The sequence below is a fragment of the Oceanobacillus halotolerans genome, assembly GCF_010993955.1.
Lineage (GTDB): Bacteria > Bacillota > Bacilli > Bacillales > Amphibacillaceae > Oceanibacillus_A > Oceanibacillus_A halotolerans.
On the sequence record NZ_WIXL01000002.1, the window covers coordinates 216,386 to 241,870 of the forward strand.

Below are 25,485 nucleotides of genomic sequence, written 5' to 3' on the forward strand. Positions count from 1 at the left end.
GAGCATTCCTACACGAAATTGTCAAATATGTATATTTTTCAACAAATGATTTAAAGTCCTCTATTCGTATTACTTTTATACTATAATGAAAGTAATTACATGAGATTTGGGGGGATTTTAGTGGAACAAACGCTCAAAGTAACCAATGTACTAAGTGATCCAACTCGTTTTAATATTTATGAATATATTGTAAAACATCATGATGCTGTCAGTGTGGTCGATATTGCAAATGAATTTAAAATTCATCCAAATGTGGCACGACTTCACTTATCCAAATTAGAAGATATTAATATGGTTATATCTTTTTCACAAAAAACAGGAAAAGGTGGTCGGCCTAGTAGGTTGTATCAACTTTCTGATGAGGTGATCGAGTTAAATTTTCCTCATCGCGATTACAAATTGCTATCATCTATTGCAATAGAATCATTTGTTGAACTCGGAGAAGCTGGCAGAAAAGCATTATATAAAACTGGAAAAAAATATGGGAATCAAGTGATTGATAATTATCAAACACTAAATACGGCACAGCAACCTTCGATTATACAAAAGCTACACATCCTAGAAGATGCAGGCAACATGTTAGGTATGTATCCTAATTTTGAATATAATGAAGTAGACAATAGTGTATCCTTTAGTATTAAGAATTGTCCTTTTAAGGAAATTGCAATAAAAAATGAAAATCAAACCATGATTTGTAATATGCATCAATCCTTTTTAAAAGGAATGTTTGAGGCATTATTTACTGATGTAGAGTTAATCGAGGAAGAGAATATGTTTCAAGGCTGTGAAAATTGCTCCTATGTAGCAAAGTTATCAGCTGTTAATTAACTTTCATTTACATTATTCCAATCCTCGTATATAATAACAATGATAAGTTACCGAAAAGGAGGGGAAATCATGGAACGAATGTTTCGTGTCCTTGCTTTTTGGACAGGGATCTTTACAGTAATGTTTTATGTAGGTGATATGATCAATACCTCATTATTGTTCCTTGTACAAACAGCATTTTTCCTAGCAGTAAGTTATTTGAAACTTTCTGAACGCATGTACATGTATCTGTTTGGAGCTTATTTAACTGTATTTATGGTAGGCTTTACATGGTATTCAGAATTTATATTAGTGCCAGGATTTGGCCACTAAAAGATAAAAACCCTGCTTACATATTTCCATGCAGGGTTTTTATTTAAAATTGATAACCTGAAATTTTTTCTATTTATTTAGAAAATACTATTGACATATTGTTAATTCACAGATATACTATTTTTAGTAGCTTAACTTTTATCCCTAACCAACAAAAGAGCAGAGCACATCCCCCCTAAAACACCCTTCTTTAAAGAAGGGTGTTTTTATTTTTGCTTAACTTTATACCAGCTGCGAACCCTTTGGTTATTTTATAAAGCTTAACTCATTCGGTCGGGTTTTCAATGCAAGGAAGTGCTAGTGCTGACGTGGCGATTGACGTGGCGTTCTAAGTCGGTACCTTCACTCCCCACCACTAGAATCTTAAACAAAGGCTCTTTTCGTATTCTTTGTTGTTTTTTTTAACGTCACAACATCTTTATAATGCGTCTTAAAGTTGTGCATTCCGCTCCGGACAGTCGCTTTATACCACGGGCACAAATGCGACATGTGTTCAAACTGTTCGTTTTCACAGTGTCTTCCTCGCCAGGCACGGCCTCAGTCTCCTCTACAGAAAAGCGTAAGCGCCTTGGTCACCCCCGATTAGAAAACTTGGCTTGTCGCCAAGTGGTGAAAGCCTTAGATGCACTTATGCAGTAAGAAGTTTTTATATTTTCCTAGCTGCGAACAAAAGGATTATGCCGTTTCTCATCACCAATGGTAGTTATAGGTCCATGCCCTGGAAATACAGTAAACTCATCTGATAACGTATATAACTTATAGCGGATACTTGCTCTCAATTGCTCTATATTTCCTCCTGGTAGATCTGTACGGCCAATCCCCCTCTGAAATAGTACATCCCCTCCAATAACAGTGGAAACATCACCAAAAACGAAACTAACACTACCTGGTGAATGTCCAGGGGTATGAATGACCTCACAAGAAAAAGAAGCAACATTTAATATACCTGGTTGAAGATAATGATCTGGTGCTGCTGTTTGAATTTTATTACCAATAAAGGAGATTGATCCATTTTGATGTGGATCCTCTAACCAATCTGCCTCTAATTCATGTAAATAGACATCCAGTTGATAATAATACCGTAATTCCTCCACTGCGCCAATATGATCAAAATGGGCATGTGTTAACAATATTGCATGTGGCTTAGTATTGATTTCATTTAAAAAATTTATTATCCTGCCTGATTCTCCCCCAGGATCAACAATTAACGCGTCTTTATCATTATAAAGTATGTAACAGTTCGTGCCTAATGGTCCAAGTGACATTCCCTCAATTTTCATCTGTATCCTCCCTATATCAGTTTCACTAAATATACACTTTTAATCCTCGACAAAAACAATTATTTCTTATAAAATAAATAAGAGAAATGTTTAGATACATAATAATATAAAAATCCTGTTAGGATCAACTAACAAAAAGACATAAGGAGATGACATCAATATGTTTTTAGGAATTTTGTTTCTAATTGTTGCTCTATTAAGTGTAGTTTCCGTTATAAGACAACTTAAATTTAGAAATATCTTAGCATTAGCTTTCTCAGGTGCTTCTGCATTAGCGTTTGGTTTTTTCTCAATCATGACCATTATTACGGAGATTACTGGATAACTTAATAAAGCGAAACTTCAATTAGTGGGTTTCCGACTCGACAGGACATGCTAGTGCCGACAAGGGATGGGATGTCCGCGTTGATGTTGGCCTGCCAGTTCCATGCGCGGGTAAACACTAAAAAATAAGAGTTGACATCGTCGTTAACTCTTATTTTTTTATCCAACAAAAGCTAGAAGCGCCTTGATTACCCCCGATTAGAAAGCTTGGCTTGTCGCCAAGTGGCGAAAGCCTTAGTTGCACTTATGCAGTAGGAAAGGTTTTCTTATCTGCCAAGCATAAGCTAAGTCTCGACGTAACGCTTTTTGCGCGTAATGAGGATTGACTTATGACCTCGAGGGGTAGGCGGTGGCCGATGAAAACTCGGGCGTCCTTATTTCGGCACTAGGACGTCAATCGCTCTCACTGGCTAAAATCGTCACGTCCTGTGACAACGCCAGTACTAGGACGTCAATCGCTCGGAGCTGGACGTGGCCTTTCCTATCCAAAGCAGTAATGATACCAACTTTTTATACTCCCTCTATATACTTTCTTATCTTTTTAGAAAAACTCGCATTCACTCGTCTTTTAGCGAAGGTGTTTGTTTTTCTTATGCTTGGGACGTAAAAAATTTTAGCTACGTCGAATCTACTTCTTGGCTAAAATTTTATGCTCCTAACGTGCAAAAAAAATAGTCAAGTACCTATAAAGGCACTTGACCATCTTTTGTACTATTATTCTTTTTCATCAAAATCAACAAAACGTAGTAAGTCACCGTATATTATTTCATCGGAGTAGCCTAACTCTTGTTCTACTTGCTCTTTAATAGGCTGACATGCATTATCTGTATTTTTGTCCTCTTGGTTTTCATCTACCTTTATTTCGATTTCTTCCCCAGTATGACGATCATAACAAACATCTGTCGTATACAAATAATCATTACTAATAAAATCGCCATTACGAAGTGCTATATAGCCTTTACGATCTTCTATAAATAAGTCATTTCCAAAATATAAATCACCCAACAGATGCAATAATGTTGGTTTAACATCGATTTGACCTGCGACTTCTTCCATTACTTTTCCGCCTTTATGCCCAGGAATATGAATAAAGAATGGTACACGTTGCAACTGTAGATAATCATAAGGTGTAATTTCTTCTTTTTCTAGATATTGTGCCATGGCACGATTATGGTTGGCACTAATTCCATCATGGTCTCCCATAATAATAATAATCGAGTCCTCGTAAATACCAGCTTGTTTTAAGTGATCAAAGAATTCCTCAATTGCTTCATCCATGTACCGTACAGTTGGGAAGAAATTATTTAACGTATTTGAGTTCGAGTCATACGGTTCAATAGAACGATCTTCTTCATCTAAATCAAACGGAAAATGGTTTGTTAGCGTAATAAATTTTGTATAGAACGGTTCTTCTAATGATTGTAAATACTTAATTGATTGTTCAAAGAATGGTTTATCTTTTAAGCCCCAACCAATTGAGTTTTCTTCATTTACTTCATATGCCTCTTCTCCATAAAACTGATCAAATTGTAAACTCTCATACATTTGGTCGCGATTCCAGAAGCTTTTATTATTCGCATGAAGTACAGCTGATACATATCCTTCGTCTTTCAAAATTTCTGGTATAGCATGATATTCATTTTGACCATGTGTAAAGAAGACAGCACCTCTTGATGATGGATATAAAGAGTTTTCTGTTAAAAACTCAGAATCCGACGTTTTTCCTTGTTCTGTTTGATGATAGAAGTTTTCAAAGTAATACGTGCTTTCATCCTCTACTAAACTGTTTAAAAACGGTGTAATGGTTTCTCCGTTTACGTCATTATTAATCACAAAACTTTGAATGGATTCAGCATTGATAAAGATGACGTTCTTATCTTCCGCTATCCCAAATAGGTCTGATGTTTCGTCACGTTTTACTTCTGTTTCAATATATTCCTCAATTTCAGGAAGTTCGTTCCCGTCAGCAAATACACGCTGCGTTTTTACTTTAGAATGAACAACAGCATCATAGACATGATAATTGAATAAACCAATATTTTTCACTAAATATTCGCGGTCAAAAGCACGTGTGAATAGCTGTGGTCTTTCCATTTCAGCTAGGAAAAAGTTCCCTGCTAACAACATCAATGACATTGCTAATGCAAAAACTCTTCCACGCTTCATATAATTGACAGCAACCATATCCACTTTCTTCTTGCTTAAATACCAAACTAACGCAAGGTCAGCAAACAAAAGTACATCGTAGACTTTTATAAGTGTTAAAATACTCGATCCTAAATCTGCTGCATTACTTCCCTGAAAAATTTGCGGTATCGTAATAAAATCAGTAAAAGAACGATAGAATACTAGGTTAAAGTAAACAATCAATGTCCCAATCAACATGGTATAACGTAAGAATTTCATTTGACGTGATTGTTTTTTAAACCACACACTAATCGCAAATATTAAAAATGCAGAAACAAAAGGATTAATCAATAAAATAAATTCCTGCATTGAGTTATCTAATTCTATACTAAACATAAATCGATAAACAATATACGTTTTCAAACCAAATAAAATAGTTGCAATAACATATAACGGTATGTTTACCTTGTTTAATTTCATTTTAATTCCTCCTGCTAACCCCTGTAAGTGTTAGAACAATTATGATCTATTTCTATTTACTTCACAACAATTATATACAAACAAGCGTCGTCTATAAGATAAGACGTTTCAAACCAAATAAAAGTTTCATCTAAAACATCATATCCTTATATTTTAATAGATTTTCCTAAAATGTAAAGCAAAATTTAAAGATTCCTTAACATTTGCTTTACGACATAGGCAGCACCATTATTCCTGTACCATTTCCTATTCTGCTCGTTTTAATTGACACTTTTCACTAATTCTACATAATGCGTAGATCTGGAATGTCTTTTTATCTTATTTAACATTTGGTCACCTGCATTGGAAACGCCTCCGCCAATTAATATTTTTTCCGGGTTCACAATGGTAGCGATGTTTGCTAATGTACGTCCTAACACATCTGTCGTATACGTAATAATTTCTTTCGCATCGTTATCACCTTCAGCGGCTAGCATAAAGACATCTTTTGTTGTTAACTTTTCTTGTTGATGTAAGTATTTGCAAGATGACTGGTTGGTTTTTCCTTTACAAACTCCTTTGCTTGTCGAACAATACCTTTAGCTGAGGCTATTGTTTCTAAACAACCATTGCACCCACAATTACAGGGAGCTCCCTCTGGGTCAATTGTAATATGACCTATTTCACCAGCGATTCCGTTAACACCATTTAGTATGGTGCCATTAGTAATAACTCCGCCACCAACACCTGTGTCAAGCGTTACTGCTATCATCGTTTTTGATTCATCACCAGCACCATGCCAGTTTTTTACCTAAAGCAGCAGCATCATTTTTTAGAAAAACTCGCATTCGCTCGTCCTTTAGCGAATGTTTTAGTTTTTCTTATACTTGGGACATTAAAGTTTTAGCCACGTCGAATCCACTTCTTAGCTAAAATTTAATACTTTACTAACGTAGGACAAAGGCTGGTAGGTAAAATAGGTTGAAGTTGATATTAGCTAAAGGGACATCTTTCCATCCTATATTAACAGCCTCAAATACAATCCCAGCATCACTATCCACAAGTCCTGGTACTCCAATTCCTATACCGATTATCTTATGACCATTCGTTAGGATAGTTTCCTGATGTTTACGGATAGATTCCAAATATCATCAAGGATCCGCACACCATTATCTGCTTTATTTGTTGGAATTTCCCATTTATGAAGCATATGCCCATTTTTATCAATAATTCCTAATTTTATAGGAGTTCCACCGATGTCAACTCCGATCATTACTTCAATCATCATGTAGCATTTCCTTCTAGCTGCTTAATCGGCGTTTTTCCTTTCTTAGGAGTAATATTGCTTTTTGATAATCCCCTGGTTGAATAAAAGCCATTTTCTTTAGTTCATTTAATTCAGATTCCATTAATTCTATATCACCTAATCGATTTCCTGTATAAATAAAAGTCCCAAATCTTTTCAGTAATTGTTGTATATCATAGATAGACTCCATTTTTTATCACCAAACTATATTATACCAAATGCCGACGAAATATGGAATATGTAACATAAAACCACTAAGCTTATTTCCACAGAAAAAAACCCAGACAAACTTAACGGTCTGGGTCTTGTGGATTTAAGAATGTTGGTCTTCTGTTTTTTAATGGAATAGGGGAACGAATAAAAATGTCTCGAAAGGCTCGATACGAAAATGGCATAAACGGCCACAAATATGGAATTCGAAATGAGTTCATGTTCACTAAATGTAAAATCCATAATGTGATTCCGACTATATATCCAATTGCGCCAAACATTCCAGTAACAAGTAGCAAAAAGATCCGAATTAACCGATTTGCTAAACTAAGTTCATAACTAGGGGTTGCATACGTTCCAATGGCAGCCACCGCTAAATAAAGTACTACCTCATTCGAAAAAAGACCAACCTCAATGGCTACCTGACCAATCAAGATAGCAGCTACTAAACCGAGTGCAGTCGCTAAAGATGTAGGTGTATGAATTGCAGCCATCCTTAACATATCAATCCCAACTTCCGCGATAAGAAATTGGACAAGTATCGGGATCATTCCTAACTCGGTGGGCCCAATATATTCCATTCCCCTAGGAAGTAAATCAGGATTTATCGAAAATAAATAATACAAAGGCAACACAAAAATAGAGGCAACTACAGCAATAAAACGGACCATGCGTAAATAGGCCCCAACAAGTGGCTTTTGTCTGTATTCTTCAGCATGTTGTAAATGATGCCAATACGTTGCTGGTGTAATCATCACACTTGGTGAACCATCAATAATAACCAGCACATGCCCCTCATATAAATGGGACGCTGCAGTATCAGGCCTTTCGGTATAACGAATGGTTGGATAGGGATTCCAGTGCCTTCCACTAATAAACTCCTCTACCGTTTTTTCAGCCATTGGTAACCCATCTGTATCAATGGTTTGTAAGACATCTTTTAACTCCTTTACGCGATCTTTGTCTGCGATATCTTCTAAATAACAAACACAAATATCTGTTTGCGAACGTCTACCAATTTGCATATATTCCATCCGGAGGGAGCGATCTCTAACACGCCGTCTCGTTAATGCTGTGTTAAACACAATTGTCTCTACATAACCATCACGGGACCCCCGCACTACTCGTTCTAGATCAGGCTCTTGTGGGGAACGTACGGGATAAGTACGAGCATCGATCATAATAATTTTATTTAAGCCCTCTACTACTAATGCTGTAGGACCACCTAACACTAAATCTGTGGCCTCATTTAAATCATCTACTTGATCAATTTCCACATAAGGAATATATGTCTTGATTAATTTTTCTAATGGATCTGGATCTAATTGTTCGGGTTTGAGTTTTGCTAAAAGTTTCATTAATAAGTGTAAGATGTCATCTTTTACAAATCCATCAATTAAAAATAAAGCCATCTTCCGTTCAGCATATACGACATCTAGTTGAACTAAATCAAAACTTTCGTCCACCGCTAACCGGTCTTTCATATAAGAAACATTTTTATGATATGCGGAAAACAGTGGTTGTTTTTCTTTTTCCATAATACGTCACCTAATATTCCTAAGAATTATAGGCTTAGTGTAAGCGTTGTCCCATCTTTTTATGCAGTCATCTCGAAGAAAAGCATAAACGCTTGTCTACTATCATACATCTTACTATAACTTGTCTATAAAGGTTGGTATTGTTATGAAAAACAAAACGTATATTTATATTATCCTATTGTCAATTATCACTGCTATTTTAGCATACATGTTTCCTTTTCAATCCAAGCAAACGATAACCTACTTTCCAGAAGATGATAAGACATCATTTACTCAAAGCTACACAGAAATTGAACTATTAGCAATGAAGGACCACAATCATTATGAGGTAAACTGGCAAGGTGGATCACAAACGAATCGATCCGTTTATTTAAAACAAGATGCCTCCCTGTTATTTGATAATGGGAAGTTAAGGGGAGTTAGAAGCAAATGGGAACAAGATACAGATCACATTAAAATGTCAGAAAATCTGTATGGAGAGGATAGTAGCCTATTTCAATCCATATCTATCCATCATGCAGAAACCCATTATCCAGATGATGATATCCGTAGTATTCAAGAAATGTCTGATGACCAACTGTATATAATTGATTCTCCAAGTACAGAATTAGACTCATTTCGCACCCCGCAGGACTCCTATCAAAAAGAATGGAAGGAGTTATTAGATTATACAACAAAGGAACAATTACTGTTTCACTGGCACCGATTAGCACGTCATTTCCAAATTGATTATGAAGATTATCATGCTATACCATTGACAGGTCTTTCAACCTATAATACCGAACCATTACCAACCTTTACAAAAAAAGAAACGGATCAAATTATTGGACAACTTTGGGAAGGATTATACAAAAATTACATTTTACCAGCCGCTAACACGGAACAGGGAAAGCTAACAAGTTACATTCCAATCATTCTAATCAGTAAAGATAGCTCCCATTTACTTGTTTTGTACGAGTTAAACGGAGAGATGGAAAAGCTGATACAACAAATACCGACCCAATAAGAAACTAGGCATTTGGCCAAGTCTTTAACTGCCGATGCCTAGTTATATATCTACTACGTTTTTCATTTGTATATTTTTAAAGGGATTTTTTGTAATCATAATTGTTGTTAATTTAGCGTTTCACCAGTTATTTGCTCATACAATTCCTGAAACTTTGGATCGTCTGGCATTAACTCATATCCCATACGAACCGCCTCTTCGGCCTTATCTTGTTCCCCGCGATTCTGATAAATCAAAGCTAGATTATAGTAAGCCTCGGGAAAGTCTTCATCTAGCTGAATTGCTCTCTCTAAATCTTCCTTTGCCAACTCCCCTTCATTCAATTCAATGTAGGCATATGACCGTTGAAATAATAAATGCGCCTCTAATTCCCCCGGATTTTCTAATCCCTTATTAGCATGCTCAATTACCGCTTCGTAATCCTCTGTTTCCATCAATTCTTCAATCATCATCACCTGATAAGAAGGATTTTGTTCGTTATTTCCTATCCCCATCACTAATAATCCTACTAAAACAACGACATACACAATTAGAGCAATCAGCTGGTGTGTAATACGTCGCTTTTCTGGAAGATGTACGAGAGCTGATGCTAAAAACCCTGTCATCAATCCTCCCAAGTGTGCAGCATTATCTATTTGAGGAACCGTAAATCCAAACACAATATTGATAGCAATAATAAACAGCAATCCAGTTCCCATTGTTTGTATAAAAATCTTTTTATGTATCATACCGAAAAATAAAAGTGCCCCAAATAATCCAAATAAAGCACCTGATGCACCTGCAGATACATTTACAGTGAAAGCGAAACTTGCCATTCCCCCACCTATTCCTGCTAAGAAATAAATGATAAGAAATCGAACGGAACCATAAATTCGTTCAACCGCAGTACCTAAATAATATACAGCTAGCATATTCATGAACAAATGTAAAAAACCAATATGCAGGAACATGGAACTAACAAGACGCCACCATTCGCCATCTATCATAGCTGGATTATATTTAGCACCAGATTCAATCAAGTTAACAATATCTGTACTTCCACCATTATTCTCTAACTGAAAAAACATAAAGATATTGGCAATAATTAAGGCATATGATAAAAGTGGTTTTCCAAATGAAAAAACATGTTTTACCTCCTGTTGTTTGTGCTGAAGAGCATCGACCAAATAATCTTTGTATTGATATAATTGCCTCTCGTTTTCTTCACCGGATTGGTCCTCATCCATTGGATCAATTGAAACTCCAATCTCTCTTTCAAAACGCGGCATTTCTTCTTCCTTATTCGTTGCTGTTATATAATACACTTTCATTTTAGGTGGATTCTTCTCTTTTAACTGCATTGGTTTTTTTAATATCTCCCAATCATCCACTGGTTCATGGGAATCGATATATACATTATGTATATGGATATATTTACCAGTAATAGTACGTTTCATGGCTTTTACTTGTTGAAACACTCGTGCTATATCATTCTTTAAATGGTTTTTCCAGTCAAATCCACCATGTACCAAACGTACAATTGTAGAAGTTTTTCGTTCATATTTTTCTAACCAAATCTCTGTTCCTGTCTTATTAATATGAATCACATCATAATCTGCTTTTTTTACCAATTGGATCGCGATGTGATACATCCTTAGTTGTTCATCTATATACATGGACGTTCCTCCCTAAAACACATCATATCAAAACTTACTCTCGTTTTCTGTAATGAACGTTTATATTCAGGTAACTTTTTTTCAAGCCTCATTTCGCATACTTTATTGTTTTCTTTTACTGTTGCAGAAGATATATAATGCGACTTAAAATTGCGCATTGATTTCCGCTCTGGACAGTCGCTTTCACCACGGGCATAAGTGCAACATCTGTTGAAACTTTACGTTTTCACAGTGTCTTCTTTACCGCAGGCACGGCCTCAGCCTCCTCTACAGAAAACCGTAACCGTCTTGGTCGCCCCCAATTAGAAAACTAGGCTTTTCGCCAAGTTCTTATGACGAAAGTCTTAGTTGCACTTATACAGTATGAAAGTTTTTCTTACCTGCCAAGCTTAAGCCGAGCCTCGGCGTGGCGCTTTTTTGCGCGTAATGAGGATTGACTTAAGACCTCGAGGGGGTAGGCGCTGGAGCTAGACATCAGAAGAAGAACCACTTCCTGCTCAGGTCTGGACACTTGCTATTCCTGCAGGAGTCGACTGTCCTACGCTCCAATCAACTATCGTATTAGTAATATAAATGATAAGAGATAGCATAGCACAAATCAGCGTAGGAAATATAGAAGACTCCTGCGGGGTTCGTCGGCTAAGAACGGTCACGTCCTGTGACCTACGCCGACACTAGGACGTCCTGTTCGTCGAAGTAAGCAAAGTGAGACCCCCTAGAAACGTGTGACGAGTTGAGGAGGCTCACGGCTTACCCTAAGGTGCTCGAAGTATATTTCTGGATCGGGTAAAGGCGCCGTTTCAAGTTACGACGCATCATATATCAACTACTCAATAAAACTTCTCACTCCAAATAGGGTGTGAAAAACAACTTTATAATAACAAAATTGCTCATAACAAAAAAGAAGTTGTAACAATATATTATACAACTTCTTTTTCATGTTTTGATTAAATTTGACTTTGGCTATTAAATAAGTTTGGCAATAACTTATTTCGTATCGTTGGCATATTCATAGTTAAGGCAACTGTAATCCGTCTTAAAAAACTAAATGCCAACAACGCATTCAGTATCTTATAGCGCCATTTAAAGACTACAGAGATAATAGCCAACAAACTTACAAACCAGATCAAAATACGCATCTAGACACCCTCTTTTATCTTTTCATGGTGTTCTTAGTAGTATTCTTTCTCTGATTTTTTATACATCTAAGACCCGATATATCGGTCATATAGTGTTCGAGCTTTTACAATGTCTTCTGTCCCTTGTATGAGAACCCTACCATCTGGAAAAATGACAAGTTGGATAATTTCATCGAACTCTACCTTTAATAAAAAAGGGGTTCGTTTTATAGTGGCAATAGGTTTGAGCTTATCCTCCCATACGGATAAATCCATTGTTGTTTGGCGATGAATTTGAACCGTATTACGTCCACATAAGACTGTTTCTTCTTCCTCTACAGCAGGTTGTAATGAAGGGTAATGTTCTTGTTGACAAGTAGGGCATGTTGGATTGGAACGAGTTAGTTTCATATCATATTGTTGATTAAACCATATATCAAATGTTCTCAATGTATTTCGTAAATACTTTTCATTCCTAGTTAAATATTTAATCGTTTCGGTGACTTGCATGGATGATACCATATCCACAGCAGGTGCAATCACTCCAATTGTATCACATGTATTTCCATTATCAGATCCATCCTTTATAACACAACGTAAACAAGGTGTTTGTTGTGGTATAAAAAAGGCAGTCATTCCTCTAGAACTAACAACGCCACCATAAGAAAAAGGAATTTGGTGTTGATAGCAGCTATCATTTAATAAAAATCGTGTTGTGAAATTATCCGTTCCATCAAGCACTACATCGACACCTTGTATAAAATCATCGATATTTTCACGCGATACATGATTCACTAATGCTTCTACCTTCACCTCACTATTCATAGCTTCTAATTTTCGTTTAGCTGCTATTGCTTTTGGCAATACTTGGCGTACATCCTCTTCATCAAATAACATTTGCCGTTGTAAGTTACTAAGTTCCACATAATCACGATCCACTAAGCGTATTTTACCAATACCAGCACGCACTAAGTGGTTACAAATTACTGTACCAAGTGCACCAGCTCCTACCACTAATACCGTACTGTTTGCTAATTTTTCTTGGCCTGTAAGTCCAATCGGTTGAAACAAAATTTGTCGTGAATATCGTTCCTCGTTCACAATATCTCCCCCTTATGTAAGCATACCGTTTTCTGTTATAAGATGATGAACTGGGAGATCATATTGATCAGCGTTTATACGATCAATTAGTTGCAATGTGCTTAATAATGAAACAGTCTTATTTGGAAAATCAGCTAAAAAACGATCATAGTAGCCTCCACCAAAGCCTATACGATACCCATTTTTATCAAAAACTAAACCGGGTACAACTAATAAATCAATTTCTTTTTTCGGAATAAATATTGTATCATCTGGAATTGGTTCTAACAGGCTATAGTAAACAACTTCTAATTGCTCAAAAGAGTTAATTTGATAAAACATTAATTTCTTTTCATCAGGAATACATTTTGGTACACATACTGACTTTTCAGATTTCCAAGCAGCTTCAATAATAGGCTTTGTATTCCACTCAAAACCTTGAGAAACCGTAATACCTATTACCTTAGCACTTTTCCATAATGGAGAATTCACTAAGTTAGCTAGTAATTTCTCTTCAATTTGTTTTTTATCTTCCACTGGCAATTGTTTTAATGTGGTTATCATATCTTTACGCCATTCTGATTTATCCAAGTATATTCCCCCTCTAAAAAACATAATTCATTCTAATTTCTTCCTATTAAAATAAAACTCTTATCAACATATTGATAAGAGTTAAGCAGTTGCATTATTTCGTTTCACGATGCAATGTGTGTTTTTTTAGACGTGGACAGTATTTCATAAGCTCAATACGCTCAGGATTCGTACGCTTGTTTTTAGTTGTAATATAATTACGGTCCCCTGTTTCTGTACAAGCTAAAGTAATATTTACGCGCATAATTTTTCCCTCCAAACTATCTAAACTTGCATTAAAGGCAATTTATTAATTCATTTTTGACTAATATAGAATAGCAGAAATCAGGTGTTAAATCAAGTTATTTCTAGGAAAAACACTTTTTGTAAAAACGTTAACTCATTCGATGGGATTTCGACGCACAGGACGTGCTAGTGTTGACATTGTCACACGACGAGTATAACACATGAGCGAAACACACGAAGACTCCTGCGGGAAGGGAGGCATAGGTGAGACCCCGCAGTGTGAAGCGCGAGGAGGCTCTCCAGCCGCCCGCTAAAAAGCGTAGTGTATTTCCGCAGCGGAAACTCTTTACGACGTATAATATAAAAGATGCGACGTCATAATTTGACATAAAATTACTATTTTCTCTTCTCGAATAGTATGGTATAACTATAATGATGGAAAAAAATAATAGCACATTAGTGATTAATTATAATTGGGGGTAATTTCTAAATGTTGTTTGTTATACTAAGTATCATAATCATCGCGATTGCTTTGTTTGTTTTATCATTTTTCATGAGTGATAAGTTTGAATCATTAGAAAGTCAATTAGAACAATTTTCAATATCAACTATGCAAGAAACGTATCAAATGAAAAAGAAAATTAAAATATTAGAGGAAGAATTACTGACAGAAGATATTTCAAATGACATACTACAAAAGAAAGACGATCAGTAATCATCTATATTTAATGAAGAAAAGGAGATTATCATGAAACAGCCTATCCGTGCATTTGCAATAGGGTTATTTACTGCAGGTTTCATCATATTGATTGTTTTCTTCTTTACCAATCAATCCGATACACCATCAGCAGAAGAATTAGCAACAGAAGAAATGATTGATGCAATCGAAAATGAAGGTTATCGTGTTATTACAGAAACCGAATATATAACCATGTCCGTTAATAAAGAAAACAATAGTCATCCAAAAGAAGAAGATAAAAATGAATCAGATAAGAATAAAGATGAAGAAGAAGATAAAACAAATGATGATACATCTGATCAAAAAGAGGATGAAGAATCAGAAGAAGAGGATGAAGAATCAGAAGTGAGTTCAGAAAGGACTTACACCTTAGAAATTGAATCTGGAATGCCATCATCTGAAATCGGAACAATATTAGAAGAAAACAATATTATTGATGACGGAAATGAATTTACCCAATACCTTGAAGAAGAAGAGTATACATTACTGGTTCAAATTGGTGAACATGAAGTATCAAGTGACATGAGCTTCTATGAAATTGCAGAGACCATAACAAATTAAAAAACCGTATTGTGACAATAGCTGTCACAATACGGTTTTTTTATTCTTCCTCTTCTTTAGAATCATCATTATCGTCGGATTGGTTCTGTTGATCTCTTTCCTCTTTTAATTCAAAATACGTATCTAATATTCCTTCACCAATTAAATGATTAATTGGATGTCTACCATTGACTCTTCCATTGTTCGGGACAACTACTGCAAAAGCAACTTCTGGTTCATCATATGGTGCATACCCTACCAATGTTAAGTTTTCCGTTTCTGCTAATAATTTCCCATCTTCATAAACTTCATTTTCTGCTGTTCCCGTTTTTCCAGCAGGATTATAATCTTTATCAGCAAAGTAACTTGCTGCAGTTCCGCCAGATTCTTGGAAGACTTGACGAAATCCTTCTTGGACCCGTTCAACATAACTTTGATCCATTTGAACTTTGTTTAAGACTTCTGTATTATTTCGTTTATAAACAGATCCTAATTTATCATCATAGGAAGTTGGTTCACGAACCTCTTTTAAAAAGTGTGGTTGTACTCGGTAACCATCATTAGCAATGGTAGCAACATATTGTGCTAACTGCATTGTTGTATACGTATCATACTGACCGATGGCAAAGTCTAATAATTGCCCTGCTGTCTTTTCACCCACATAGCCAGTAGCCTCATAAGGAAAATCAATTCCTGTCCGGCTACCCAAGCCGAATTGTCTGAAATAATTTCGCATCTCCTGGAACGGATCTCCCGTAAAGGATAGTGGATCGTTTGACTGATGATTATAATGTCCACCTATACGCATTGCTATATAAAACATATAGACGTTTGAGGAATATTTTAATGCATCGTAATCATTAACTAAACCAAGATTTCGATGAGATGCTTTAGGTTCTGTGTCCTTTATTTTAATTGGAGCATCATAAAATGTTTGACCAGGTGAAATAACTCCAGATTCGTAACCTGCTAACACGGTTGCACCTTTTATAGCGGATCCTGGTCGATGCTGATCATATAGTGTTTTCAATGCTGCATCCGTAAACTCGCCTTCTTCCCGATCATAATGCTGACCAGATACTGCTAGTAATTCCCCTGTTTGTGGATCTATTACAACTGCCAAGGCATCTTCTAAATATCTCTGTTGGCCTGGATGTTTTTGAATCGCTGTTTCTAGCTCTTTTTGTACAATTTCATCCACTCGTTCTTGTAGTTCCATATCAATGGTTAGAACTAGGTCTTTACCTCGTTCTCCTTCCACTACAACTTCAGAATCAATGACTTTCCCATTTTTATTTGTTGTATGCTCAATTTGTTCCTTTCTGCCTCGTAACAAGTTTTCATATTGCTCTTCTAGCCCACTCCTACCAACACGATCATTCCGACTATAACCTCGTGTTAAATAATAATCTTCTTTTTCGGCTAAAATTCCTTGTTCTTCTGATGTTATCGTTCCAACTATATTTCTTAGTGTATTATTGAAAGGATAAGACCGGTTCCAATCAGTGGTTGCATTAATCCCTGGTAATTCATCAAGATGTTCTGCAACTTGTGCGTATTCCTTTGGTGTTACATTTTCATTTTTTACGGTTTGTGGTGTTAACGAATAAGCCTTATCTAATTCTTTTTTAATCAGGATGATTTCTAAATCTTGTTCTGAAAAATCACTTATTTCTTCCTCTGTTATACGTTCTAAGATAGTGTTATACTGATCTGCTGGTTCCATTTGAGCAGCTTCCTCTTCAGATAAACGACTATCTGCTTCTTCCTGATTATTTAAATACCAATATTCTTTCTTATCCCGTTCAGTAATTGTCTCTAAAACATCTTCCTTATTGGATTCATCATACATTGAAATATATTCCGATAATTTAGTTGCTACATCCAAACGATCATCAGCTTGAACACCTTTAGCAGGCGTATACGTAATCGAATATAATGGCTTATTATCAACAATTACATTATGGTTTCGGTCTACTATTTTCCCTCGTGGAACAGGTATTTTTGTGGTATCTTGAATGGTTCGATCTATTTCTTCCTGGAAATCCTCCCCATTTAAAATTTGTACAACACCTAATTGTAAAATTAAAACGGAAAACAAGAGGAAAACAACAAAAAATAATATATTTAGACGAAAAGGTAACTGTGCCTTTTTCTTTTTCTTATTCAACGATTTTCTCTCCCTTTATCAAATCCTCTCTAACACATTATAACATTTCCTTCAGCAAATTCTATAAAATTTAGCGATTTTCTTCATCGGTAATCTGTTCTTTAACCATCATATCTTTTTTCTGCCCACTTGTTAAATAAATGTCTTTCATAAAAAAGTAAATAAACAAGTGGCCTGTTCCAAAAATGACTAACAAATAAGGGATGACATTTTCGGCATTAGCTAGCATGACAGTTACTAAAAATGTGAGAATGGAAAAAACCCTTCCGATATTAATAAATAGTTCACGCACTACAATATATTCTACCCGTAGGTCTTTTGCCTTCCATGCCTTTCCAATAACATCATAGGTTAAAGATGCATAAGGCACATTAATAATTGGATATGCAATACCAATTAAGATTGCATAAATAATTAGCTGTGTATACGTAATATCAAATAAAATGATAAAAATCGAACCATAAAGAATAACGGCTCCTGCAAGTATTGCTCTTTTTCTTAAAGAAGGTTTGATAAACTTTGTCACAATAAAATAACAAACAAAAGAAAGACCTGATAAAACTAAATTAAACATCCCTAGAGAAAACTCACTACCTGTTACAAGGAATACCCAAATGGAAATAACAAAAACAAAAATACCCTCTCTTAATCCTTGGAAAGTATGTGCATTTAGAACTCTTCTCCAGTTTTTATTGTGACGTCTTTCCTCCAAAATACGTCTAAAATAAAAGCTTCCTTCTGCTTTCCGACGTTTAATAAAGAAACTCGTTGCTACTGCACAAATAAATAAAATAAATGAAATAGTAAAGATGGTTGTATAACCTGCATTATCTGTCATCTTACCAATGATAATACCAGCTAATAAGGGGCCAATCATCCCACCAAATGATTGTAAAACACCTAAAAACCCATTAAAGAAATCTCTCGTTTCAGGTTCTGTTATTTCAAAAGTTAATACGTTATATGCCAACCAGTAAAAGCCATACCCTATTCCCAATAAGCTACCTAATATAAAATTATATTTAGCTGCCTGATCGGCGATAAGTAAAACACTTAAAAAGAAAAGTGATAACGTAATAACTCCTAAACGTAAAACAATGACACGATCTACTTTCTTTGCTACTTTTCCCGCTAAAATAAAGGTGATTGGCTGAAATATATATACAGCTAAATTATAAATCGCGATTGTAATGTAGTCGCCTGCTTGTTTCCACAAATAAATATTAACGAACGTATTTGAAAGAAAAATTCCTAAAGAATAAAGTCCTCCAATTACAAGCAATAATATTAAATCACGATTTATATCCACCTTTCCTGCTAAAAACTGTAACCCTTTTTGCATATATCAAATCCCCTTTTATTACACTTATAGTTTGGTCAATATGGGATGAGATATGCAAAAGGTGTGGTTAGCTTTTGATGTGAATTAAAAAAACGCGGGAATTATTCCCACGTTTTTGTAAGTATTATTTTGCATTGTTATAGTTGTTTGCAACTTCTTCCCAATTTACAACATTCCAGAATGCTTTAATATATTCAGGGCGTTTATTTTGATATTTTAAGTAGTAAGCATGCTCCCAGACATCTAATCCTAATAATGGGGTTTTGCCTTCCATAATTGGTGTGTCTTGATTAGGTGTACTTGTTACTTCTAATTCTCCATTATTAGATATTAACCAAGCCCAACCAGAACCGAAACGTGTTGTTGCTGCCGTTTCAAATTCTTCTTTAAATTTAGCAAAGCTACCAAATTTCTCATTGATTTTTTCTGCTAATTCTCCTGTTGGTTCTCCACCACCATTTGGTGATAATACTTTCCAGAATAAACTGTGGTTTGCATGGCCACCACCATTGTTACGGACAGCGGTACGAATATTCTCAGGTACGGCATCAAGATTACTTAATAAATCCTCTAGTGATTTTTCTTGAAGATCACTTTGACCTTCTAAAGCACCATTTAGTTTTGTTACATATGTGTTGTGATGTTTCGTATGGTGAATATTCATCGTTTCTTTATCAATAGATGGTTCTAATGCATCATATGCATATGGTAATTCTGGCAATTCAAATTTAGCCATGTTCATCGTCCTCCTTTAATTCTTTTAATCAAAAGGATTACTTTATCCTCTTTTAATCAAAGATTATCAAAGGTTTTTATAACTTGCAAATCATATGCATATTTTTACAGTGAAGATAGTAAATACTAAAAGGTTGGACTGTTTTATTCAAAAACACATTTCGCAAACGCTCCGGAAATACACTTCGCTTTCCGCGGGCGGCTGGTGAACCTCCTCGTGCTTACGCACTGCGGGGTCTCATCGATGCCTTTGTTCCCGCAGGAGTCTTCGTGTATTTCCTCCGCTGATTTTGTGCTATTCTACTATGGCTAATATAAAGGTTGATTGGAGCATAGGCTAGTCGCTTTTCTTCCGAGGAGACTGAAACGTTCACGTGGCAAAGAAGACACTGTAAAAACGAACAAGTTTGAACAGATGTCGCGCTTGTGCTCGTGGTGAAAGCGACTGTCCTTAGGTCGAAATCAACATTATTGTTACATCACACTAAAGTTACGTCGTAATCTATAGAAGCTACGACGTTAACAACAAATTATGCAAAAAATGCCTTACAAAAAAACAAGCATTTTCTGCTTGTTTTGGAGGATGGCTCGGGACGGAATCGAACCGCCGACACACGGATTTTCAGTCCGTTGCTCTACCGACTGAGCTACCGAGCCATATTGTTTTCTGCTATTATCAGATAATTTTCGGACTATATTATGTATGGAGGAGGTAGAGGGATTCGAACCCCCGCGCGGTTTGACCCGCCTGTCGGTTTTCAAGACCGATCCCTTCAGCCAGACTTGGGTATACCTCCGAGTAAAAAATGGTGGACCCTGCAGGATTCGAACCTGCGACCGATCGGTTATGAGCCGATAGCTCTGACCAGCTGAGCTAAGGGTCCTTATATTTTGTTTTAATGGGGCGACCGGTGGGAATCGAACCCACGAATGCCGGAGCCACAATCCGGTGCGTTAACCACTTCGCCACGACCGCCATATTTTTGGTGGCGGCGGAGGGGATCGAACCCCCGACCTCACGGGTATGAACCGTACGCTCTCGCCAGCTGAGCTACGCCGCCATGGCTCCACAGGTAGGATTCGAACCTACGACCGATCGGTTAACAGCCGATTGCTCTACCACTGAGCTACTGTGGAATAATCTAATATGAATTTCATTGTATTATAATCAAATGCTGTTGTGTTCGTCGTGTTGCTTGATCATTCAATGAAGCCGCACTCCTCACAAGCCTGCACATGGTTGTTATTCCTCGGATGTCTGCGGCTAGCTACTGTGGAATAATCTAATATGAATTTCATTGTATTATAATCCAATGCTGTTGTGTTCGTCGTGTTGCTTGATCATTCAATGAAGCTGCACTCCTCACAAGCCTGCACATGGTTGTTATTCCTCGGATGTCTGCGGCTAGCTACTGTGGAATAATCTAATATGAATTTCATTGTATTATAATCAAATGCTGTTGTGTTCGTCGTGTTGCTTGACATTCAATGAAGCCGCACTCCTCACAAGCCTGGACATGGTTGTTATTCCTTGGATGTCTACGGCTAGCTACTGTGGAATAATCTAATATGAACTTCATTGTACTGCTTGAGATGCATGTTTTTATTTTAACGACGAGATATAATTTATCATGTCTAAGAAGTAATGTCAATCATTTCTTATAAAAAATATCAAAAGTTTTTATTAACTTTTAAACAAGCGACAATTAATACTATAACATGTCCAACTAATAAATTCAATAGTTAATTTTTATGTTTACAAATGGAAGGAAGGATAATATCCTTCCTTCATTCTTCAACATATTATTCTCCTATAACCTCTTCTGCAATGTTAACCGCATGATCCCCTATTCGTTCTAAGTTACTGATGATATCTACAAATACAATGCCAGCCGAACCTGTGCATGTGCCTTCATTCATGCGAATAATATGTCTTTTACGGAAGTTACGCTCCATCTTATCAATTTGATCTTCTTTTTGAATAACGGCAAGCGCCTCTTCTCGATCCATATTATCTAAAGCTTTTATTGCTTGTTTTAATGTTAAAATGGTTAAATCAAACATATTATTTAAGTCTTCTTGTGCATGCTCTGTAATTTGAACTTTGTTGGAAATTTTATAATCGATTAATTCAATAATGTTCTCAAAATGATCTCCAATTCGCTCTATATCACGAACAGAATCCATTAATGCTGTATGTTTACTACTTTCCAATTCTGACATTGATCTTCCTGATAATTCGACTAAATACTCCGTTATCTTACGGTCTAAATTATTTAGTGCACCTTCAATTTGCATTGCCATTTCAGAATGCTTTTGCTCATTAGTGGTTAAATAGAGATTTGTTTCCTCCAATCCTTTAGATGCATATTCCCCCATTCGTATTACTTCAGCTTTAGCTTGATCTAATGCTAACGATGAAGACTGTTGAATAAAGATCGGATCTAAATGTTTTGGTTTATATTCCACTACAACATCTTTTCCTGGAACAAGTTTGGTTACTAACCATGCTAAAGCGCCGATAAATGGAAACTGAATAATGGTATTGACAATATTAAAGCTTCCATGTGCAAATGCAATCGTCATTTCAGAATTTAACTCTAATTGTCCTTGTAGCCACACTACATAATTTGTAAATGGTACTAATAAAATGAGGACAATCGTTGTACCGAGTAAATTAAATATTACATGTGTAAATGCGGCTCTTTTAGCTGCTACTGTTGCACCTATTGAAGCAAGTATGGCGGTAATTGTAGTACCGATATTGTCACCAAATAATACTGGTAAGGCAGCCTGTAATTCAATAGCTCCTTCTGAGAATAGGCCTTGTAAAATACCAATTGTTGCTGAAGAGCTTTGAACGATAAAGGTAAATACTGTACCGATTACAACACCTAATACTGGGTTTGAGCTCATACTGACTGTTAAATCTTGAAATGCTTGTACCTCACGTAATGGGGACATACCACTACTCATTAATTCAAGCCCAAAAAATAGAGAACCAAATCCGAACACGGTTTGTCCAATCGCACTTACTTTCTTATTATTAAAGAAGAATATTAACATTGCTCCTGCCGCCATAATAGGAAGTGCGTATTCTCCAAGATCAATCCCAATAATAAACGCGGTTACAGTGGTACCAATGTTAGCACCCATTATAACGCCAATGGCTTGCCTTAACGTCATAAAACCTGCGTTTACTAACCCAACAGTTAGCACAGTCGTTCCAGAGCTACTTTGGATCAATATCGTTACAATAATTCCAGCTAGTACTCCTAAAAAAGGATTACTCGTGAAACGATCTAAAATATCACGTAATCGATCGCCTGCTGTTTTTTGCAATCCATCACCCATGTATTTAATCCCTAACAGAAAGATTCCAAGTCCACCTATAAATTCAAAAAGTAATGTTTGTATATCAATATCCAAAGGCTACCCCCATCCCTTCATTTTATGTTGAAAATTGTCAAGTCTCATTATTCATTATGAAAAGCCTTTTGTAAATATATATATAGAATTCTTAACATTAAATTTACAAAAGTAGTTCGGATACACATTTTTTGTTTACATTTCTTTAATACTACATACTTTATTTATTTCAAGAAAAAAAGATAATAGTCATGAATCAGGTACTTTTCATGAAGATTATCTTTTCCTTTTATTTCTTCTATATAAAGTGAACTCATTCAGTGGGGGTTCGACGCACAGGACGTGGCGTTCCTAGTCCGCTTGCCAATTACATCCAGAATAAAGCTTTTTACAGCTTACCTCTCTTCTTCTATTCTTTCAACTTGAATTTTCGTCCCATCTACATATACAACCCGTATTTGGGTATTATGTGGAATCCATTGACCATTTGAAATAGCACTATACTGTTTATTATTTACACGAATTGTACCAACAGGACGCATATCACTAACTGTTATCCCTTTTTCATGTAGCAAGGTTTCATACGTTTCATTCATGGAATTATATCCATCCTCTTTTGTGAGGCGATCCATTAGCGTCATTTTAGACCACATGTCCCTTCGTTTAAATACCTTTAAAAAGAGTAGTGAACATCCAGCACCAATTAAAACACCCATTACGGCATACATTCCAGCAAAAAAGTTAGGTGCAGGTAGTGCTACAGCCAAAATCATACTCGCGATACCTAACGTAGCCAATGTGCCATCATTGACCAATTTTCCATCTACAACTATTAGTAATAATCCGACAAAGTAAATAATAAGCATCAACATAAGGGAGCTTGTTTCTAAATAAACAGTAAAATATACTGTCATAAATCCAATGCCTAAAATTGCAAATAATCCACGCATATTTACAACAATCTCACCAAGTAAAAATAACGTTCCTAATCCTGTAATAATAAAAGCAACCCAATCCGATGTAAAAATTTCCACTTTTTATCACACTCACTTTCCATATTTATACGAATGATATATCGCATATGTTTCATTTTTCCGAAAAGGAGTTCCTAGAATGTTCAAACGAATAGGAATATATATTGTTATTATACTATTCATTATGAGTATATATAAGGACTTACAAAGAGAAATACCGAACATGTCCAGTGAAGAAAACACAACTCCTAGTTCTATACCTGAAGAAAGAGCAGATTACACGATCTTAAAGGTAAAAGTATCAAGTGGGGATACAGTTTTATCTGTTATCGATCAGATTCATAATAAGTCGTTGGAAACGGTGGACATTGGTACCATTATGGCTGATTTCCATGAATTAAATCCAAATGCTGATCCGCATCATTTATCACCAAACACCTATTATTTCTTCCCACAATATCATACCACAGATCCACCATATACCAACGATTAGAAAAACTTGCATTCGCTCGACCTTACGAATGTGTTCGTTTTTCTTATACTTGGGACATTAAAATTTTAGCCACGTCGAATCCACTTCTTAGCTAAAAATTTTATGCTTTCCTAATCTAAAAAAAAGGCTGACAAGTAGCGTCAGCCTAAAAAAAGGATTAATTTTGTTTTAGACAAATGGAAGTACAAACATGGTAATTAAAATGGAAATAGCACCAGCTATAATCGCCGTATTTCCTAACGTCTCTGCACCTCGATTTCTGGAAATAAACCCTAAAATAATCCCTGCTCCACCTAATATAATAGGCATAAAGAAAAAGGAAACAAGTGATAGTACAAGGGCAAACCAGCCAACAGCACTATTTACTTGCGTATCCGTTTCTGTTTCGTTCTCTTCTCTTTCAAGTGTACCTTCATAGTCATCTGCAGTTAACTCTGCAGCAATTTCTTCATTTCGTGTACTATGAGGATCTATATCTTCAAGTTGATGATCTTCTAAATCCGTTGTAATAATATCTTTATTTTCTTCCTCACCGTGATTGGGTGCTTCCTCTACATTATGATGGTGATTTTTTTCGTCAGCCATAAAGCAAAACCTCTCTTTCCTTTTCGAGGTGCATTATTAGTTTATGGCTTGCTACACTATTTTACTTACGTTAGATGTTGGTAAATTTTTGGTTAAAATTAACAAAGATAATGGTCAAGTTTACTTTATTGATCCTGTTGCATATAGTGTAACAGTATATATGTAAAGGGGAATTGCACCATGTCACAGTTTGTGAAGGAAATGATTAACAAAAAGGCAAAGACGCTTTCCGTAAAGGAAATATTGGAATACAGCAAAAAATATGATTTCCATATAAATCAGCAAGAGGCAAAAGCAATTGCAACCTATTTAAAGCAACACAGCATAGATCCATTTGATCCTAATGAACGTGCTCAAATGCTTAAAGAACTAGCCCGTATCACTGATATTCAAACTGCAAAAAAAGCACAGAAGCTCTTTTTTGAGATTATCAAGTCATACGGGCTAGAGCATTTACTTAAATAAGTACTGGTGGGAAT

The 25,485-nt window shown here is 35.9% G+C and carries 27 protein-coding genes and 6 tRNA genes; 8 read left to right on the plus strand and 25 right to left on the minus strand.

All coding sequences use genetic code 11. The features are described from left to right. The first annotated feature begins 120 nt into the window (after positions 1 to 120). On the plus strand, positions 121 to 828 hold the full coding sequence (locus GHC26_RS04060) for a helix-turn-helix transcriptional regulator (RefSeq protein WP_163969995.1): 708 nt from the start codon (positions 121 to 123) through the stop codon (positions 826 to 828). A 69-nt stretch (positions 829 to 897) separates the two neighbouring features. After that, positions 898 to 1,140 (plus strand): DUF2626 domain-containing protein, encoded by a 243-nt coding sequence (locus GHC26_RS04065; RefSeq protein ID WP_163969996.1) that lies wholly within the window; start codon positions 898 to 900, stop codon positions 1,138 to 1,140. A 656-nt stretch (positions 1,141 to 1,796) separates the two neighbouring features. Here the strand turns inward: GHC26_RS04065 and GHC26_RS04070 are convergent. Then, entirely contained in the window at positions 1,797 to 2,420 is a 624-nt protein-coding gene (locus GHC26_RS04070) for an MBL fold metallo-hydrolase (RefSeq protein WP_163969997.1), read from the minus strand. 160 nt (positions 2,421 to 2,580) lie between these two features. On the opposite strand from GHC26_RS04070, the gene GHC26_RS04075 reads away from it, so the two are divergent. Further along, entirely contained in the window at positions 2,581 to 2,745 is a 165-nt protein-coding gene (locus tag GHC26_RS04075; RefSeq protein WP_163969998.1) for a DUF2759 family protein, read from the plus strand. 713 nt (positions 2,746 to 3,458) lie between these two features. On the opposite strand, the gene GHC26_RS04080 is transcribed toward GHC26_RS04075, so the two are convergent. The 7 genes from GHC26_RS04080 to GHC26_RS04105 form a co-directional block, all read right to left on the minus strand. Further along, complete coding sequence (locus GHC26_RS04080) at positions 3,459 to 5,351, minus strand: LTA synthase family protein (RefSeq protein ID WP_163969999.1); 1,893 nt, start codon at positions 5,349 to 5,351, stop codon at positions 3,459 to 3,461. A gap of 260 nt (positions 5,352 to 5,611) precedes the next feature. Beyond that, on the minus strand, positions 5,612 to 5,827 hold the full coding sequence (locus GHC26_RS16035) for an ROK family protein (protein ID WP_264175949.1): 216 nt from the start codon (positions 5,825 to 5,827) through the stop codon (positions 5,612 to 5,614). A gap of 17 nt (positions 5,828 to 5,844) precedes the next feature. Further along, positions 5,845 to 6,102, minus strand: a complete 258-nt coding sequence (locus tag GHC26_RS16040; protein ID WP_264175950.1) for an ROK family protein — start codon at positions 6,100 to 6,102, stop codon at positions 5,845 to 5,847. Between the two features lie 175 nt (positions 6,103 to 6,277). Then, positions 6,278 to 6,475 (minus strand): ROK family protein, encoded by a 198-nt coding sequence (locus GHC26_RS16175; protein WP_163970000.1) that lies wholly within the window; start codon positions 6,473 to 6,475, stop codon positions 6,278 to 6,280. Then, positions 6,439 to 6,618 (minus strand): hypothetical protein, encoded by a 180-nt coding sequence (locus tag GHC26_RS04095; RefSeq protein ID WP_163970001.1) that lies wholly within the window; start codon positions 6,616 to 6,618, stop codon positions 6,439 to 6,441. The genes GHC26_RS16175 and GHC26_RS04095 overlap by 37 nt, the downstream gene beginning before the upstream one ends. A gap of 13 nt (positions 6,619 to 6,631) precedes the next feature. Then, entirely contained in the window at positions 6,632 to 6,826 is a 195-nt protein-coding gene (locus tag GHC26_RS04100) for a YqgQ family protein (RefSeq protein WP_163970002.1), read from the minus strand. A 100-nt stretch (positions 6,827 to 6,926) separates the two neighbouring features. Then, a complete protein-coding gene (locus GHC26_RS04105; RefSeq protein ID WP_163970003.1) occupies positions 6,927 to 8,384 on the minus strand; it encodes a spore germination protein in 1,458 nt (485 codons plus the stop codon). 145 nt (positions 8,385 to 8,529) lie between these two features. On the opposite strand from GHC26_RS04105, the gene GHC26_RS04110 reads away from it, so the two are divergent. Next, positions 8,530 to 9,390, plus strand: coding sequence for a hypothetical protein (locus GHC26_RS04110; RefSeq protein WP_163970004.1), 861 nt, complete (start codon positions 8,530 to 8,532; stop codon positions 9,388 to 9,390). Between the two features lie 107 nt (positions 9,391 to 9,497). Here the strand turns inward: GHC26_RS04110 and GHC26_RS04115 are convergent, their stop codons facing one another. The 5 genes from GHC26_RS04115 to rpmG all read right to left on the minus strand — a co-directional run bounded on the left by GHC26_RS04115 (position 9,498) and on the right by rpmG (position 14,078). Continuing rightward, on the minus strand, positions 9,498 to 11,045 hold the full coding sequence (locus tag GHC26_RS04115; protein WP_163970005.1) for a rhomboid family intramembrane serine protease: 1,548 nt from the start codon (positions 11,043 to 11,045) through the stop codon (positions 9,498 to 9,500). A gap of 947 nt (positions 11,046 to 11,992) precedes the next feature. Then, complete coding sequence (locus tag GHC26_RS04120) at positions 11,993 to 12,184, minus strand: hypothetical protein (protein ID WP_163970006.1); 192 nt, start codon at positions 12,182 to 12,184, stop codon at positions 11,993 to 11,995. A 66-nt stretch (positions 12,185 to 12,250) separates the two neighbouring features. After that, positions 12,251 to 13,264 carry a ThiF family adenylyltransferase gene (locus GHC26_RS04125; protein WP_163970007.1) on the minus strand — a complete coding sequence of 338 codons (1,014 nt, stop codon included), beginning with the start codon at positions 13,262 to 13,264 and terminating at the stop codon, positions 12,251 to 12,253. Between the two features lie 12 nt (positions 13,265 to 13,276). Beyond that, the gene (locus tag GHC26_RS04130) at positions 13,277 to 13,834 is read right to left on the minus strand and encodes a 5-formyltetrahydrofolate cyclo-ligase (protein ID WP_226376843.1); all 558 of its coding nucleotides are present in this window, start codon (positions 13,832 to 13,834) and stop codon (positions 13,277 to 13,279) included. 94 nt (positions 13,835 to 13,928) lie between these two features. After that, positions 13,929 to 14,078 carry a 50S ribosomal protein L33 gene (gene rpmG, locus GHC26_RS04135; RefSeq protein ID WP_026681152.1) on the minus strand — a complete coding sequence of 50 codons (150 nt, stop codon included), beginning with the start codon at positions 14,076 to 14,078 and terminating at the stop codon, positions 13,929 to 13,931. Positions 14,079 to 14,549: 471 nt separating this feature from the next. On the opposite strand from rpmG, the gene GHC26_RS04140 reads away from it, so the two are divergent. Together GHC26_RS04140 and GHC26_RS15785 are read left to right on the plus strand one after the other, a co-directional pair. Beyond that, on the plus strand, positions 14,550 to 14,774 hold the full coding sequence (locus GHC26_RS04140; protein WP_163970009.1) for a hypothetical protein: 225 nt from the start codon (positions 14,550 to 14,552) through the stop codon (positions 14,772 to 14,774). Positions 14,775 to 14,807: 33 nt separating this feature from the next. Beyond that, entirely contained in the window at positions 14,808 to 15,359 is a 552-nt protein-coding gene (locus GHC26_RS15785; protein WP_205599198.1) for a hypothetical protein, read from the plus strand. A gap of 40 nt (positions 15,360 to 15,399) precedes the next feature. On the opposite strand, the gene GHC26_RS04150 is transcribed toward GHC26_RS15785, so the two are convergent. The 11 genes from GHC26_RS04150 to GHC26_RS04200 form a co-directional block, all read right to left on the minus strand. Beyond that, positions 15,400 to 17,508, minus strand: coding sequence for a peptidoglycan D,D-transpeptidase FtsI family protein (locus GHC26_RS04150; protein ID WP_163970010.1), 2,109 nt, complete (start codon positions 17,506 to 17,508; stop codon positions 15,400 to 15,402). Between the two features lie 70 nt (positions 17,509 to 17,578). Continuing rightward, the gene (locus GHC26_RS04155; protein ID WP_163970011.1) at positions 17,579 to 18,850 is read right to left on the minus strand and encodes an MFS transporter; all 1,272 of its coding nucleotides are present in this window, start codon (positions 18,848 to 18,850) and stop codon (positions 17,579 to 17,581) included. A gap of 124 nt (positions 18,851 to 18,974) precedes the next feature. Continuing rightward, the gene (locus tag GHC26_RS04160; protein ID WP_163970012.1) at positions 18,975 to 19,586 is read right to left on the minus strand and encodes a superoxide dismutase; all 612 of its coding nucleotides are present in this window, start codon (positions 19,584 to 19,586) and stop codon (positions 18,975 to 18,977) included. A 583-nt stretch (positions 19,587 to 20,169) separates the two neighbouring features. Then, positions 20,170 to 20,242: transfer RNA gene (locus GHC26_RS04165), tRNA-Phe, on the minus strand. Positions 20,243 to 20,289: 47 nt separating this feature from the next. Further along, a tRNA-Ser gene (locus GHC26_RS04170) sits at positions 20,290 to 20,382 on the minus strand. A 10-nt stretch (positions 20,383 to 20,392) separates the two neighbouring features. Further along, positions 20,393 to 20,469: transfer RNA gene (locus GHC26_RS04175), tRNA-Ile, on the minus strand. 16 nt (positions 20,470 to 20,485) lie between these two features. Beyond that, a tRNA-His gene (locus GHC26_RS04180) sits at positions 20,486 to 20,561 on the minus strand. A gap of 8 nt (positions 20,562 to 20,569) precedes the next feature. Next, positions 20,570 to 20,646, minus strand: a tRNA-Met gene (locus tag GHC26_RS04185). A 1-nt stretch (position 20,647) separates the two neighbouring features. Continuing rightward, positions 20,648 to 20,722 (minus strand) — tRNA-Asn (locus GHC26_RS04190). Between the two features lie 666 nt (positions 20,723 to 21,388). After that, a complete protein-coding gene (locus GHC26_RS04195) occupies positions 21,389 to 23,014 on the minus strand; it encodes a Na/Pi cotransporter family protein (RefSeq protein WP_163970013.1) in 1,626 nt (541 codons plus the stop codon). A 335-nt stretch (positions 23,015 to 23,349) separates the two neighbouring features. Further along, positions 23,350 to 23,988 (minus strand): NfeD family protein, encoded by a 639-nt coding sequence (locus GHC26_RS04200; RefSeq protein WP_163970014.1) that lies wholly within the window; start codon positions 23,986 to 23,988, stop codon positions 23,350 to 23,352. Positions 23,989 to 24,067: 79 nt separating this feature from the next. Between GHC26_RS04200 and GHC26_RS04205 the strand changes: the two genes are divergently transcribed. Further along, positions 24,068 to 24,421 (plus strand): hypothetical protein, encoded by a 354-nt coding sequence (locus tag GHC26_RS04205; protein ID WP_163970015.1) that lies wholly within the window; start codon positions 24,068 to 24,070, stop codon positions 24,419 to 24,421. Positions 24,422 to 24,589: 168 nt separating this feature from the next. Here GHC26_RS04205 and GHC26_RS04210 read toward each other — a convergent pair whose 3' ends face one another. Continuing rightward, positions 24,590 to 25,006 carry a DUF4190 domain-containing protein gene (locus tag GHC26_RS04210; RefSeq protein WP_163970016.1) on the minus strand — a complete coding sequence of 139 codons (417 nt, stop codon included), beginning with the start codon at positions 25,004 to 25,006 and terminating at the stop codon, positions 24,590 to 24,592. 180 nt (positions 25,007 to 25,186) lie between these two features. Here GHC26_RS04210 and GHC26_RS04215 point away from each other — a divergent pair, with 180 nt between their 5' ends. Continuing rightward, positions 25,187 to 25,471 carry a DUF2624 domain-containing protein gene (locus tag GHC26_RS04215; RefSeq protein ID WP_163970017.1) on the plus strand — a complete coding sequence of 95 codons (285 nt, stop codon included), beginning with the start codon at positions 25,187 to 25,189 and terminating at the stop codon, positions 25,469 to 25,471. Positions 25,472 to 25,485 lie beyond the last annotated feature (14 nt).

Bases quoted from the DNA above. Each gene is read 5' to 3' on its own strand.
- GHC26_RS16040 (WP_264175950.1), bottom strand. From the start codon at position 6,102: ATGATAGCAGTAACGCTTGACACAGGTGTTGGTGGCGGAGTTATTACT.
- GHC26_RS04155 (WP_163970011.1), bottom strand. From the start codon at position 18,850: ATGCAAAAAGGGTTACAGTTTTTAGCAGGAAAGGTGGATATAAATCGT.
- GHC26_RS04160 (WP_163970012.1), bottom strand. From the start codon at position 19,586: ATGGCTAAATTTGAATTGCCAGAATTACCATATGCATATGATGCATTA.
- GHC26_RS04210 (WP_163970016.1), bottom strand. From the start codon at position 25,006: ATGGCTGACGAAAAAAATCACCATCATAATGTAGAGGAAGCACCCAAT.
- GHC26_RS16035 (WP_264175949.1), bottom strand. From the start codon at position 5,827: ATGCTAGCCGCTGAAGGTGATAACGATGCGAAAGAAATTATTACGTAT.
- GHC26_RS04115 (WP_163970005.1), bottom strand. From the start codon at position 11,045: ATGTATATAGATGAACAACTAAGGATGTATCACATCGCGATCCAATTG.
- GHC26_RS04065 (WP_163969996.1), top strand. From the start codon at position 898: ATGGAACGAATGTTTCGTGTCCTTGCTTTTTGGACAGGGATCTTTACA.
- rpmG (WP_026681152.1), bottom strand. From the start codon at position 14,078: ATGCGCGTAAATATTACTTTAGCTTGTACAGAAACAGGGGACCGTAAT.
- GHC26_RS04100 (WP_163970002.1), bottom strand. From the start codon at position 6,826: ATGGAGTCTATCTATGATATACAACAATTACTGAAAAGATTTGGGACT.
- GHC26_RS04095 (WP_163970001.1), bottom strand. From the start codon at position 6,618: ATGATGATTGAAGTAATGATCGGAGTTGACATCGGTGGAACTCCTATA.
- GHC26_RS04140 (WP_163970009.1), top strand. From the start codon at position 14,550: ATGTTGTTTGTTATACTAAGTATCATAATCATCGCGATTGCTTTGTTT.
- GHC26_RS04075 (WP_163969998.1), top strand. From the start codon at position 2,581: ATGTTTTTAGGAATTTTGTTTCTAATTGTTGCTCTATTAAGTGTAGTT.
- GHC26_RS04110 (WP_163970004.1), top strand. From the start codon at position 8,530: ATGAAAAACAAAACGTATATTTATATTATCCTATTGTCAATTATCACT.
- GHC26_RS04120 (WP_163970006.1), bottom strand. From the start codon at position 12,184: ATGCGTATTTTGATCTGGTTTGTAAGTTTGTTGGCTATTATCTCTGTA.
- GHC26_RS04205 (WP_163970015.1), top strand. From the start codon at position 24,068: ATGTTCAAACGAATAGGAATATATATTGTTATTATACTATTCATTATG.
- GHC26_RS04080 (WP_163969999.1), bottom strand. From the start codon at position 5,351: ATGAAATTAAACAAGGTAAACATACCGTTATATGTTATTGCAACTATT.
- GHC26_RS04070 (WP_163969997.1), bottom strand. From the start codon at position 2,420: ATGAAAATTGAGGGAATGTCACTTGGACCATTAGGCACGAACTGTTAC.
- GHC26_RS04215 (WP_163970017.1), top strand. From the start codon at position 25,187: ATGTCACAGTTTGTGAAGGAAATGATTAACAAAAAGGCAAAGACGCTT.
- GHC26_RS15785 (WP_205599198.1), top strand. From the start codon at position 14,808: ATGAAACAGCCTATCCGTGCATTTGCAATAGGGTTATTTACTGCAGGT.
- GHC26_RS04105 (WP_163970003.1), bottom strand. From the start codon at position 8,384: ATGGAAAAAGAAAAACAACCACTGTTTTCCGCATATCATAAAAATGTT.